Here is a 12,106-nt window from a genome sequence, read left to right as displayed (position 1 = left end):
ACCGCTGGATCGCGGCCGAGGTCGGCACCACCAACCAGCCGATCCACTATCGCGAGCTCTACAAGCTGGGCGTGATCATGACGCCGAACATGGAGCTGGCCGAGATCTATCCGGAGGGCAACCGCCTCGTCGCCGTGCTGCGCAACACCATGACCGGCGCCGAGGAAGAACGCATCGTCGATCACATCGTGGTCGAGCACGGCACGCTGCCGGTCGACGGGCTTTATTTCGGCCTGAAGGACGGCGCCGCGAACCGCGGCGTGACCGACCTTGAAGCCCTGATCGCCGGCCAGCCCCAGCACGAGGCGCCTCCCGGCGGCTATGTGCTCTACCGCATCGGCGATGCGGTCGCCGGGCGCAACATCCACGCCGCCATCTACGACGCCCTCCGGCTCTGCAAGGATCTGTGATGGCCCTCGCCTTCGCCCTCCTGATCTGGCTGGTCGCGGGGCTCGCGGCCTTTCGGATCGCGGCCCGCGTGCGGCTGTGGCGCGCCGGGCAGCCGGCCCGGGTGGACTGGCGGGCCGGCCTCGCCGCCCTGCCGCGCCGCTATCTCGTCGATGTGCATCATGTGGTGGCGAGCGATCCGTTTACCGCGCGCATGCACATGCTGGCAGCCGGCGGGCTGCTGAGCGGGGCGCTCGTTGCCGCGCTCGGCCTGTGCCCGGTGCTCGGCCGGCTGCCGCTGTGGTGGGCGCTCGACGCGGTGCTGTTCGCCTTCGCCATCGCCGGTGCCCGCATGGCCGCCATGCGCCGTTCGCCCCGCCCGGCCCGGCTTTCCGGCGGCCGCTTCGCCCGCCTGCCGCTGTGGCTGGCGGCCTTCGGCACCGGCGGCTTCCTCACGGCGCTGGCGCTGGCGGCGGACCTCGGCGCCCTCGCCCTGATGCCGATGGCACTGGCCGCCTGGGGCGGCATCCGCCTCGCCCTCAGTGTCGACACCGGGCCCATGCGCCACCCGATCGCCGGTGCCCTGCACCTTGCCGCCCACCCGCGGCCGGAGCGCTTCACCGAGGGCCGCTCGGCCTCCGCCGCCGTCGCCCTTGCGCCCGCTGACGTGACCGCGGCCTCGCCCGGCGTTGCGCACCCGGTGGATTTCGCGTGGAACCGGCTGCTCGCCTTCGATGCCTGCGTGCAGTGCGGGCGCTGCGAGGCGGCCTGCCCGGCCTTTGCCAGCGGCCAGCCGCTGAACCCGAAGCGCCTCATTCAGGATCTGTCGCTCGCCATGGCGCCGCAGGCCAGCAGCGCCGACTATTACGGCTCGCCCTACCCGAACGCCCGTGACGTGGCCGGCATCGGCGGCCCGCACCGGCCGATCATCGGCGCCGATGCCATGATCCATCCCGACACGCTGTGGGCCTGCACCACCTGCCGGGCCTGCGTGGAAGAGTGCCCGATGATGATCGAGCACGTCGATGCGGTCATCGACCTGCGCCGTCACCAGACCCTCGCGCTCGGCGCCGTGCCGGAGAAAGCCGCCGCCCCGCTGGACGACCTGCGCCTTGCAGACGAGCCGGGCGGCCACGCCCTTGCCGCGCGCGGCGATTTTGCCGCCGGCCTGCCGCTGCCGGTGGTGCCGGAAGGCGGCGAGACCGACGTGCTGCTGTGGCTGGGTGAAAGCGCCTATGACCTGCGTGCCGGCCGCACCCTGCGGGCGCTGCTGACCCTGCTCGGCCGTGCCGGTGTGACCTATGGCACGCTCGGCGCCGACGAGCGCGACTGCGGCGACCTCGCCCGCCGGCTCGGCGACGAGGCCACCTTCCAGCGCCTTGCCCGCGACAACATCGCAGCGCTCGCAAAGCGCCGGTTCCGGCTGATCCTGACCGCCGATCCCCATGCCCTCAACGCGCTGCGCAACGACTATCCGGCCTTCGGCGGGCACTATCTCGTCGTCCACCACACCGCCTATCTCGACAGTCTGGTGGCGGCCGGCCGGCTGACGCCGGCCCCGCTGACGGGCGGGAGCGTGACCTATCACGACCCCTGCTATCTCGGCCGCTGGAACGGCGAGACGGAGGCGCCGCGCAGCCTGCTGGCCCGCCTCGGCCTCGACGTGCGGGAGATGGAACGCCACGGTCGCCGCTCGCAGTGCTGCGGCGGCGGCGGCGGAGCGCCGATTTCGGATGTTGCCGGCGAGCGGCGCATTCCCGACATCCGCATGGATCACGCCCGGGCCACCGGCGCGGCGATCGTGGCGGTCGCCTGCCCCAACTGCACGGCGATGCTGGAGGGCGTGCCCGCCCCGCGGCCGGAGGTGCTGGACGTGGCCGAACTGTTGCTGAAGGCCGTGGAGCAGGCGGCATGACCGAGAGCCCACGCCCCCGCCGCCAGCGGCGCAACCCGCGCGCCGAGCGCGCCGCACACCAGGTCGCAAACCTGCCGCGGCCGCGCTTCGATCTTGCTGCCGTGCCGCCGGATGCCGGCCGGCCGCGGTCCGATCCGCGTGCCGAACGCCGCGCCCGTCTGGTGCCCGGCACCGCGCGGCCGCGCTACGACATGAACCGCCACGACCGCGGCGCAGCCGCGGTGCCGCCGCCGGCCGCCGTGGCCGCACCGGCGGCGCCGCCGGTCGTGGTCATCGACACGCCCGTGCACGTCATTCTGGTCGTCGCGGATTGCCCCGCCGGCCGCCTGTCGCGCCACGATCGCCAGTGCCTCGGCGCCGCCCGCCGCCTCGCCGGCAAGGCGGGCGACACCGCCGTGGTGCTGGCGGCCCCGGCCCTTGGCGAACCCGCCGGCCCGGCCGGAGCCGACCGCGTGGTGCTGACCGGCACCGCGGAGGCCAACCCCGCCGTCACCGTTGCAGCCCTTGCCGGCCTCGTCGCGGACCTTGCGCCGCGCCATGTGATCTTCGCGGAAAGCGCGCGCGGCGGCGACCTTGCCCGCCGGCTGGCCGTGCACCTGCACGAGCCGCTGTTCGCCGGTGCCGAGCAGGTTTCGCCGGCCGGTGTGGTGCGCACCTTCAGAGGCGGGCGCGCCGATCAGCGCGGGCCCGCCCCGCGCCTCATCACGCTGGCCGCCGACATGGTGCCCGCCCACAGCGGGACGGTCCATGAAGCACGGGAGATTGAGGCAGGGGGACTTGAAGCACGGGGGCCTGAAAGCCCTGTGCCGCCGGAACCGGCCCTGCAGTCGCCGGCCGCCCGGAGCGGAATTCTGGCGGTGGAGGACATTCCGGCCGACCCGGCCACCGTGGCGCTTGCCGATGCCGGCTTCGTGGTTTCGGCGGGCAACGGCGTCACCGACTTCGCCGCCTTCCGCCGGCTGGCTGCCGCCCTGCACGGCACGCCGGGGGCGAGCCGCGTGGTGTGCGATGCCGGGCTGATGCCCCGGGCCGCACAGGTCGGCGCCTCCGGCACGGTGCTGACGGCAGACTGCTATTTCGCGCTCGGCATCTCCGGCGCGCCGCAGCACCTGCAGGGCATCGGCGCCTGCGGCGCGGTGATCGCCGTCAACACCGACCTGCACGCCGCCATGATCGAGCGCGCCGGCCTTGCCATCGTGGCCGATGCTCAGCAGGTCATGCCCGCGCTTCTGAAGCTGCTTGAGGAAGACCCGTCATGAAAGCCGTCGTGCTGCTGTCCGCCGGCCGTCATCCGGTTTCGCTGCACCCCGCGCTGCCGCGCACGGAAGCGCAGGCGATCCGCCTCGCCCTCAGCCTCGGGGCCGACCTGACAGGGCTCCATATCGGCCCGGATGCGACGACCGTTGCGCAGGCCTTCGGCCACGGGCTGCCGCGCCTCGTTCATGTCGCGGCCGAAGACGGCGTCGATCCGGTGGCCGAAATCGCCGCCCTCGCCGATGTGCGCGCCGCAGGCCTCATTCTCGCCGGGCCACGCACGCAGGGCGGCGAAGAAACCGGCCTCGTGCCCTATGCCGTCGCCCACGCCCTCGGACTGCCGATCGTGGCCGATGCGGTCTCCATCGTGCCCGGCGCCGTTGCCGGGCAGCTCGTCATCGATCAGGCCCGCCCGCGCGGCGCGCGGCGGCGCTTCACGGTGGCCGGGCCGGTGGTTGTCACCGTCTCGCCGCGGGCCGCCGCGCCGCTGCCCTTCGCCCATGCCCGCTTTGCCGCGGGCAGGGCGGCACGGCGCGCGGCCGGCACCGTGCCGGCCGCCACCGCAACGCCCCTCAGCGAGGGACCGCACCGCCACCGCCCGAAACTGATCGTGACGGCGGATGGCGGCGGCGACCATCGCCTGATGACCGGCCCCACGCCGGAGGAGGCGGCACGCGCCATCCTCGACCATCTGGCCGCCATCGGTCACGGTCCGGGGCGGCGATGATCTTCAGCCGCGGGGGGCGAGGCTGGCAATGGCCGCTTCGCCCCCGACCGGGCGGGCGGCCGCGCCGCTGCGCGCCTCGCTGGGCGCCTGCCCGAAGGCCGCGCGGAACTGACGGGAAAAGTGCGCCGCATCGCAGAAGCCGGTTTCGACCGAAATGTCGGTGATGCTCTTGCGGGTGTTTTCCAGCAGCCAGCGCGCATGGCCAAGCCGCAGGCGGCGGTAGACGGCGGCCGGCCGCTCGCCCATCGCGCTCTGAAACAACCGCTCCAGCTGGCGCGGCGACATGGCAAGCCGCCCGGCGATGGCCTCGATGGAGACCGGCTCGGCGATGTTCTGCTCCATGATCAGAACCGCGCGGCGCACCCGCTCGTCGGCCGGATCGCCGCCCACCGGCTGGTGGGGCTGGGAGGCATCGGCACCGCGGGCGCTCTGCAGCTGCATCACATGCATCGCCTTCTGCGACACCGACTGCCCCAGATGCCGGGCCACCAGATAGGCCGCCAGATCCGCCACGCCGCTGCCGCCGGAGCAGGTGATGCGGTCGTGGTCGACCACGAACAGCCGGTCGGCGACCGGGGTCTGATCCGGGAACGCGTCGGCGAAATCCTGCACATGATACCACGACACGCACACCCGCCGGCGCGCCATCAGCCCGGCGCGCGACAGCACGAACGAGCCGGTGCACACCCCGACGAGGATCACGCCCGCCGCGGCCGCCTCGCGCAGATATCGCACCGTGAGTTCATCGACCTGATCGCCGCCCTGCAGCAGACCGCCGACGACGACTATGTAGTCGAAGTTCTGCGGCGGCAGCAACGCGCTCATGCGGTTGACGCCGAGGCCGCACGACGAGCGCATGGCCTCCGGCCGCGAGGCCATTACCGTCCATGTGCAGCGGATGGGGCGCGAACGGTCGCCCTCGTCGGCGGCCAGACGCAGCACGTCGATGAACAGGGAAAGGGCGGACAGCGTGAAATTGTGCGCCAGCACGAAGCCGACCCGCAGCGCCGGCCGCCGCGGACCGGGCACACCGGCGCCGGCCGGACCGGCCGGTGTATGCAGGGGTTGAGGGCAGGACATGCCGCTCCGCGATCCGCCCATGGCTTTCGCCTCCTCCGCTCTCGCCTCATCCCGCCGGCGCCGCAGCCGGAAAGCCACGGGCCCGCGTCCTCTCTGCCGAAAGCCCGGCGATACGGCTTGCAGCCGCCCCCGCGCCACGCCAAATGCTGGGGCATCGCCCCTGCCGGTCCGCCTGCGCGCGGACCCACCGAAGTGAACCGGTCATGCCCGCAGACCCAGCCGCCGACGCCCTGCCGCAGGAAACCATCGAGACCATCGCCTTCCTGATGGTGCCCGATTTCTCGATGATCGCCTTTGCGGCGGCCATCGAGCCCCTGCGCCTTGCCGTGCGCACCGCCGGCCGGCCTGTCTATCGCTGGCGGCTGCTTTCCGCCAGCGGACAGCCGGTGACAGCCTCCAACGGCGTTTCCGTGGCCGTTGACGGCTCGTTTGCGGCCATCGGCGCGGCGGATGCGGCCATCGTCTGTTCCGGCCTCAACGTGCAGGCGCAGGATACCACTGCCCTGCGCGCGCTGCTGCACCGGCTTGCCGCCCGCGGCGCGGCGCTGGGCGCCCTGTGCACGGGCACCCATGTGCTGGCCAGAGCGGGCGTCGTCAGCGGCCGGCGGGTGACGATCCACTGGGAGAACCACGCCGCCCTCGCCGCCGACTTTCCCGCCCTCGACATCAGCCGCGAGCTGTTCGAGATCGACCGCGACCGCTTCACCTGCGCCGGCGGAGCGGCCGCGCTCGACATGATGCTGAAGCTCATCGCCCGCGATCACGGCGCGGCGCTGGCGCGGCAGGTGGCCGACCAGCTCATCCACAGCCGCATCCGCGACGGTGGCGACCAGCAGCGCGGCGGGCTGGAAACGGCGCTGGCGCTGGCACCCGGCCCGCTGCGGCAGGTCAGCGCCCGCATGGAAGCAACCATTGCCGCCCCGGTGCCGCTCGCCCGCCTGGCCGGCGAGGCCGGGCTTTCGGTGCGTCAGCTGGAGCGGCTTTTCCGCCAGCATCTCAACACCACGCCGGCGCGCCATTACCAGACCCTGCGGCTGGAGCGCGCCCGCGCACTGCTGCGCCAGACGGCCATGTCCATCGTCGACGTGGCGCTGGAATGCGGCTTCGGCTCGGCCTCGCATTTCTCCACCGCCTTCGCCGACCACTTCGGCCGCCCGCCGAGCCGCGACCGCAGCCCGGAAGGCCCGGCAGCCCGCCGGCCGCCGGGAACCTGAGGTCTGCGGCCCGGTTCAGGCCGCCACCGGCGAAACCATGGCCGCCATCGCCTGCCGCAGGTCGAGCCGGCCCACGGTGTCGCCGGCGCCGTCCGTCACCGCCAGCACGTCGCTGCCGGCGGCAATCATCAGCTTCACCGCCGCATCCAGCGTGGCATCGACGGCCACCGCCGGGGCAGCAACCGCCGTGCCGGTGCCGGGCACCATCACCGCTTCCACGCGAATGACACGGCCGCGGTTCACCTCGCGCACGAAGTTGGCGATGTAATCGTTGGCCGGCCTGAGCACGATATCCTGACTGCTGCCCTGCTGGATCACCTCGCCATCCCGCAGGATGGCGATCTGATCGCCAAGCCGCAGCGCCTCATCCAGATCGTGGGTGATGAAGACGATGGTCTTGCGGATCTCGCTCTGGATATCGAGCAGCACCGTCTGCATGTCGACCCGGATCAGCGGGTCGAGCGCGGAATAGGCCTCATCCATGAGCAGGATAGGGGCATCGTTGGTCAGCGCCCGGGCCAGCCCGACACGCTGCTGCATGCCGCCGGAAAGCTGGTTGGGATAACGGCTCTCGAACCCCTTCAGACCGACGCGCTCGATCCACTGCATGGCCGCATCGACCTGCTTCTGCCGCGGCACGCCCTGCACTTCGAGGCCATAGACGGTGTTGTCCAGCACCGTGCGGTGCGGCAGCAGGGCAAACTTCTGGAACACCATCGCGGTCTGATGGCGGCGGAAGTCGCGCAGCTCCGTCCGGTTCATGGTGCAGACGTCCTGCCCGCCCACCAGCACCTCGCCGGCCGTCGGGTCGATCAGGCGGTTGATATGGCGGATGAGGGTCGACTTCCCGGACCCCGACAGCCCCATGATGACCTGAATGCAGCCCGACGGCATCGAGATGTTGATGTCGTTGAGGCCCAGCACATGGGCATGCTTCGCGTTCAGCTCCGCCTTGGTCATGCCCGCGCGCACCCGATCGATATAGGCGGCCGGGCTGGCACCGAAGATCTTGTAAAGATGGCGGATCTCGATGCCGTTGCCGCCCGGTGCGGGGGCGCGGCCGCCGGCTGCGGTCTCAGCCATGGAGCACCTCCAGATGCTTCTGCAGCCGGCGTCCGTAGGCCTGGCTGACCCGGTCGAACACCACGGCGATGCCGACGATGGCGAGGCCGTTGAAGATGCCGAGCGTGAAATACTGGTTGGCGATGGCCTTCAGCACCGGCTGGCCGAGGCCCTGCACGCCGATCATCGCCGCGATCACCACCATGGCGAGCGCCATCATGATGGTCTGGTTGATGCCGGCCATGATGGTCGGCAGCGCCAGCGGCAACTGCACATCCTTCAGCTTCTGCCAGGACGACGAACCGAAGGCATCGGCGGCTTCCAGAACATCCTTGTCGACAAGGCGGATGCCCAGATTGGTGAGCCGGATCATCGGCGGCAGCGCGTAGATGACCACCGCGATCAGGCCGGGCACCTTGCCGATGCCGAGCAGCATGACGACGGGAATGAGGTAGACGAAGCTCGGCATCGTCTGCATCACGTCGAGGATCGGATTGACAACGCTCTGCAGCCGGTCCGACCGCGACATCGCGATGCCGATCGGCAGGCCGATAACGATGGAAAGAACGGTGCAGACCACGATCATCGAGATCGTGCGCATCGCGTCTTCCCACATGCCGAAATAGCCGATCAGCAGCAGCGTGATCACCGCCCCGGCGACAATGCGCCAGTTACGGCTGGCAAACCACGCAATAGCCGCAACCAGAATGACAATGACCGGCCACGGCGTCTGTGTCGTGAAACGCTCCGCCTCGATCAGAAACCACTTGAGCGGCGTGAAGAGTGTCTCGATTCCGTCGCCATAGGCGCGCGTGAAGGCGCGGAAATTCTCGTCGATGACCTTCTTCAGGGTCCGCAGCGTGTCCTCGTTCATCTGTGGAAAACTGGACAGCCAGCTCATCACCTTCCCCTCTTCCCGAAGCAGGCCGGCAGGAACGCAGGTTTCCCGCTGCGGCCGTGACAGGGCGCAGGCACAGCACGGCACCGGTTGCGAACCCTGCGCCCGCAACCGCACCCGGCCCCAGGGCAGCCGGCACGCCGCCGGGCATTGCTGCCGGCGGCCGCCGCCTGCCCCTTCTGCCTTCCGGACCGCCTCAGAGCGCGGCTTTCACCTTGTCCGCAACCTCCGGCGAGACCCACCCGGTCCAGATGTCCGGGCTCTCCTTCAGGAAGTGCTTCGCACCCTCTTCACCGCTCGCCTGATTGTCGGTCATCCACGCCAGCAGCTTGTTGACCGTGGCATTGCCCCAGCGGCGCGCCTTGAGATAATCCAGCGCCGGGCCGGCCCGCCTGGCGAACTTGTCGGTGAGCAGGGTTTCCACCCGGTCGGTCGGCCAGGTGTTGATCTTCGGGTCCGGGCAGTCGGCAACGGTGTTGCAGCGCTTCCATTCGGCCGCGTCGTAGGGCGCATCGAAGCCCAGCTTCACCATCTCGTACTTGCCGAGCAGAGAGGTCGGGGCCCAGTAATAGCCCATCCAGCCTTCCTTGCGCTCATAGGCCTTGGCAACCGAGCCGTCGAGGCCGGCGGCCGAACCCGTATCGACCAGCACGAAGCCCTTCTTGTCGGCGTCGTAGGCCTTGAAGAGCTGGCTGGTCACCACCGTGCCGCCCCAGCCCTGCGGGCCGTTGAACACAGCCCCCTTGCCGGCATCCTCAGGAGCCGGGAACAGCTCCGGGTGCTTCAGCGCATCGCCGATGGTCTTGATGTCCGGATGGGCGTCGACGATGTACTTCGGCACCCACCAGCCCTGCACGCCGCCATCCGACAGCGCCGGCCCGGCGGAGACGAGCTTGCCTTCCTCGATGCCCTTGGTCACGACCTCCGGCAGCAGGTCCACCCAGCCTTCCGGCGCCATATCGGGCTGCCCCTTTTCCACCATCGAGGTGATGGTGGGCACGGTGTCGCCGACGGTGATCTCCGCCTTGCAGCCGTAGCCGTTCTCCAGAATGATCTTGTCGATGTTGGCCAGCACCTCGGCCGACTGCCAGTTCATGCTGGCGATGGTGACATCGCCGCATTCGGCCGCAAATGCCTGGCCGGCCAGCACCGAGAAGCCGACGGCAAGACAGGTGGTGGTGAGAAGATGTTTCATGGCCTTGAATATTCCCCTGAAGGTGCGGTCTTTGTTACCTGAAGCCTGCCGCGGAACCGCCGCCGCGACGGCCTTTTCGGGTTCATGGCTGCCGGCTGGCGGTCTCTGCCATGGTGCGGGCCATCGCCTCGGCGGCATCCAGCCCGGCGGCGACCGCTTCCGGCAGGCCGCCGGCGATCATCGCCCGCAGCGCCGCGGCGGTCGTGCCGCGATAGTCGAGAAAGGTCTCAATCAGGTCTTCCGGTGCGCCGTGGTCCGGCAGCAGCCGCGCGGCATCGCTGACGGCGCCCATCACAGCGCGGCGGGCAATGGCCTCCGGCAGGCCGCGGCGGCGGGCATGGGCCAGCATCGCCCCGGCAAGCAATGCCGGAAAGGCCGGGCCGGAGCCGGAAAGCCCGGCCAGATAATCGATATCGGCTTCGCAGGGGACCGCATCGGCGGTGCCGCAGCTTTCAAACAACGCCTGCACGAAAGCCCGGTCGTCCGCAGAAGCCGCCGGCAACCCGTGCCAGGGCGTATAGGAGCGGGCGATTTCGCAGGCCGCGTTGGGCATCGCGCGCACAATGCGCTGCGCACCGGTCGCTGCCTGAAGGGTCGCGAGCGATACGCCCGCCATGACCGAAATGACCAGCTTGCCGCCGCAGGCCAGCGACAGGCCGGCAAACTGTTCCGGCCGCACCGAGAGAATGACGATATCGGCGGCCGCCACCAGCGCGGCATTATCCGCCGTAACGCGCACCGGCCCGCCGGCCGGAAAGCCCTCCACCGCGCCGCTGCGCGACGAGAGCACGAGATTGCCGGCCCGGATCACGCCCCGGCGCAGCATGTTGGCCGCCATGGCGCGGCCGAGCCATCCGCCGCCGCCCACGATGCCGGCAACGGGGGTCGTCTTCAGGCCGCCGGCGGCTGCCGGCGGGGTCGTACCGTCGGTCATGGACCCTCCCCGCCGGTGTCTGCCGGCACCCACGGCTCGGGCGAAACGTAACCGTTGCGCGCATAGAACCGCTCAACCTCGTTCGCGCGCGGCGTGCGCCCGGTAAAAATCTCGACATAGATGGGCGCGCGTTTCATGCGGAATGCCAGCGTTTCATTCGTCTTCATAGTGATGTAGCCGATCTGCGCCAGATATATCGATCTCGCGCGCACATCGGCCGGCAGAGGATCGTAACCGAACCGAAGAAACATCTTCGTCAGGGCATCCAGACGGAACTTATCTGCCGTACTCACATCATCGGATACATCAGGCGACTGCAGGGCCCAGCTGCGAATGGCATATTCGAACTTGGAATCGAACATGTCATGATTGAACCAGCAGTCGTAGACATTGAACACCGCCTCGGTCACGCTCTCGGCATAGGCCTCCGCCTGACGGACGATGCTGCCTGTATTCTTCGATCGCCACTTATGGACAAGTGCAGAAAGGAGTTCCTCGCGATCTTTGAAGAACCAGTAAAATGACGTTCTTGACAGGCTTAACTTCTTCGCAAGCGGCTGAATCCGAACGGAATCAACTCCAGCTTCAAGCAGACTTTCATAAGCCGCTTCCAGCCAGAGCTCGGCAGACCCGCGCCAACCCGTCTCGTTCAACATCGTCTGCTCCGTTCCATGCACAGGTTATGAGCGGTCTAAAGAATGGGCAAGTGAAAATGTACAGCTACGTCGAGAAATCCGGACGCTGCTGTACATTTTACCGGCAGCGCGGTCAGAGCGGCAATTTTTGACCATGCATGAGGGCCGTAATACACGCCATAGTTGTTCAACCGCCTCTTTCCGGCCCGCAGCCCTCACCCCGGATGCGAGCCCCGGCAGCCGGCCGCCTTGCCGCGTTGATTAGCCCCGCCACCTGCCCTAGCAAAGCGGCAGACCAGAAGAATGCGCGGCAGAATCAGGCCGGCGGAGGAAACCATGGTGATCGACCCCATCAGCGGCGCCGACGAGGGCCTGAGGACCGCGCTGACAGAAGCCGGTCTGCCGACGGACGACCTGACCGGGGCCGGCCGCAAATTCTATCGTTTTCGCGATCCGGCCGGGCTTGCCGGCTATGCCGGCCTTGAGGGTGACGGACCCGACCGGCTGCTGCGCTCGTTCGTGGTCGTCGCCGGCCGGCGCCGGCAGGGGGTGGGACGGGAGATTCACGGCGTGCTGGAGTGGATTGCCGGCGGCGCCGGCGTCCATCGCCTGCATGTGCTGACGACGGATGCCGCGGCGTTCTTCCAGTCGCTCGGTTATCGCAGCGAGCCGCTCCAGTTCGCACCTGCGGAAATCGCCGCGACGGCCGAATTCTCCCGCCTCTGTCCCGAGAGCGCGACTTATCTCGTCCGGCGCCTCTGATCCGCCCCCGCGCCGGCCGCGCGCCCTGCGGGGGGCGGCGCCG

At 69.7% G+C, this 12,106-nt stretch carries 11 protein-coding genes and 1 pseudogene; 6 read left to right on the top strand and 6 right to left on the bottom strand.

Going from position 1 to position 12,106, the window contains the following annotated elements:
* From V7067_RS04780 to V7067_RS04765, 4 genes and pseudogenes are all read left to right on the top strand, one after another.
* Positions 1-410: pseudogene (locus V7067_RS04780) on the top strand (N-methylproline demethylase); the annotation flags it as partial.
* Positions 410-2,302 carry a DUF3483 domain-containing protein gene (locus tag V7067_RS04775; RefSeq protein ID WP_334174740.1) on the top strand — a complete coding sequence of 631 codons (1,893 nt, stop codon included), beginning with the start codon at positions 410-412 and terminating at the stop codon, positions 2,300-2,302. The pseudogene V7067_RS04780 and the gene V7067_RS04775, both read left to right, overlap by 1 nt.
* Complete coding sequence (locus tag V7067_RS04770; protein ID WP_334174739.1) at positions 2,299-3,561, top strand: electron transfer flavoprotein subunit alpha/FixB family protein; 1,263 nt, start codon at positions 2,299-2,301, stop codon at positions 3,559-3,561. Before V7067_RS04775 ends, V7067_RS04770 begins: the two co-directional genes overlap by 4 nt.
* Positions 3,558-4,283, top strand: coding sequence for an electron transfer flavoprotein subunit beta (locus V7067_RS04765; RefSeq protein ID WP_334174738.1), 726 nt, complete (start codon positions 3,558-3,560; stop codon positions 4,281-4,283). The genes V7067_RS04770 and V7067_RS04765 overlap by 4 nt, the downstream gene beginning before the upstream one ends.
* A 3-nt stretch (positions 4,284-4,286) precedes the next feature.
* On the opposite strand, the gene V7067_RS04760 is transcribed toward V7067_RS04765, so the two are convergent.
* Complete coding sequence (locus tag V7067_RS04760) at positions 4,287-5,312, bottom strand: GlxA family transcriptional regulator (protein WP_334174737.1); 1,026 nt, start codon at positions 5,310-5,312, stop codon at positions 4,287-4,289.
* A 254-nt stretch (positions 5,313-5,566) separates the two neighbouring features.
* On the opposite strand from V7067_RS04760, the gene V7067_RS04755 reads away from it, so the two are divergent.
* Positions 5,567-6,577: a GlxA family transcriptional regulator gene (locus V7067_RS04755; RefSeq protein ID WP_334174736.1), complete on the top strand. Its 1,011-nt coding sequence runs from the start codon at positions 5,567-5,569 to the stop codon at positions 6,575-6,577.
* Between the two features lie 15 nt (positions 6,578-6,592).
* Here V7067_RS04755 and V7067_RS04750 read toward each other — a convergent pair whose 3' ends face one another.
* The 5 genes from V7067_RS04750 to V7067_RS04730 all read right to left on the bottom strand — a co-directional run bounded on the left by V7067_RS04750 (position 6,593) and on the right by V7067_RS04730 (position 11,322).
* Entirely contained in the window at positions 6,593-7,660 is a 1,068-nt protein-coding gene (locus V7067_RS04750) for a glycine betaine/L-proline ABC transporter ATP-binding protein (protein ID WP_334174735.1), read from the bottom strand.
* Complete coding sequence (locus V7067_RS04745; protein ID WP_334174734.1) at positions 7,653-8,540, bottom strand: proline/glycine betaine ABC transporter permease; 888 nt, start codon at positions 8,538-8,540, stop codon at positions 7,653-7,655. Before V7067_RS04745 ends, V7067_RS04750 begins: the two co-directional genes overlap by 8 nt.
* Before the next feature lie 193 nt (positions 8,541-8,733).
* On the bottom strand, positions 8,734-9,732 hold the full coding sequence (locus tag V7067_RS04740; protein ID WP_334174733.1) for an ABC transporter substrate-binding protein: 999 nt from the start codon (positions 9,730-9,732) through the stop codon (positions 8,734-8,736).
* A gap of 82 nt (positions 9,733-9,814) precedes the next feature.
* Positions 9,815-10,666 (bottom strand): pyrroline-5-carboxylate reductase dimerization domain-containing protein, encoded by an 852-nt coding sequence (locus V7067_RS04735; protein ID WP_334174732.1) that lies wholly within the window; start codon positions 10,664-10,666, stop codon positions 9,815-9,817.
* Positions 10,663-11,322, bottom strand: a complete 660-nt coding sequence (locus V7067_RS04730) for a TetR/AcrR family transcriptional regulator (RefSeq protein WP_334174731.1) — start codon at positions 11,320-11,322, stop codon at positions 10,663-10,665. Before V7067_RS04730 ends, V7067_RS04735 begins: the two co-directional genes overlap by 4 nt.
* 315 nt (positions 11,323-11,637) lie before the next feature.
* Here V7067_RS04730 and V7067_RS04725 point away from each other — a divergent pair, with 315 nt between their 5' ends.
* Positions 11,638-12,063: a GNAT family N-acetyltransferase gene (locus V7067_RS04725; RefSeq protein ID WP_334174730.1), complete on the top strand. Its 426-nt coding sequence runs from the start codon at positions 11,638-11,640 to the stop codon at positions 12,061-12,063.
* Positions 12,064-12,106 lie beyond the last annotated feature (43 nt).

Origin of the sequence: Pseudoxanthobacter sp. (assembly GCF_036822375.1) — a bacterium.
GTDB lineage: Bacteria > Pseudomonadota > Alphaproteobacteria > Rhizobiales > Segnochrobactraceae > Pseudoxanthobacter.
The sequence above is the reverse complement of the archived record's forward strand: the minus strand, read 5'-3'. Positions and strand labels throughout refer to the sequence as shown.

Bases quoted from the DNA above. Each gene is read 5' to 3' on its own strand.
- V7067_RS04765 (WP_334174738.1), top strand. From the start codon at position 3,558: ATGAAAGCCGTCGTGCTGCTGTCCGCCGGCCGTCATCCGGTTTCGCTG.
- V7067_RS04755 (WP_334174736.1), top strand. From the start codon at position 5,567: ATGCCCGCAGACCCAGCCGCCGACGCCCTGCCGCAGGAAACCATCGAG.
- V7067_RS04735 (WP_334174732.1), bottom strand. From the start codon at position 10,666: ATGACCGACGGTACGACCCCGCCGGCAGCCGCCGGCGGCCTGAAGACG.
- V7067_RS04730 (WP_334174731.1), bottom strand. From the start codon at position 11,322: ATGTTGAACGAGACGGGTTGGCGCGGGTCTGCCGAGCTCTGGCTGGAA.
- V7067_RS04740 (WP_334174733.1), bottom strand. From the start codon at position 9,732: ATGAAACATCTTCTCACCACCACCTGTCTTGCCGTCGGCTTCTCGGTG.
- V7067_RS04770 (WP_334174739.1), top strand. From the start codon at position 2,299: ATGACCGAGAGCCCACGCCCCCGCCGCCAGCGGCGCAACCCGCGCGCC.
- V7067_RS04745 (WP_334174734.1), bottom strand. From the start codon at position 8,540: ATGAGCTGGCTGTCCAGTTTTCCACAGATGAACGAGGACACGCTGCGG.
- V7067_RS04750 (WP_334174735.1), bottom strand. From the start codon at position 7,660: ATGGCTGAGACCGCAGCCGGCGGCCGCGCCCCCGCACCGGGCGGCAAC.
- V7067_RS04775 (WP_334174740.1), top strand. From the start codon at position 410: ATGGCCCTCGCCTTCGCCCTCCTGATCTGGCTGGTCGCGGGGCTCGCG.
- V7067_RS04725 (WP_334174730.1), top strand. From the start codon at position 11,638: ATGGTGATCGACCCCATCAGCGGCGCCGACGAGGGCCTGAGGACCGCG.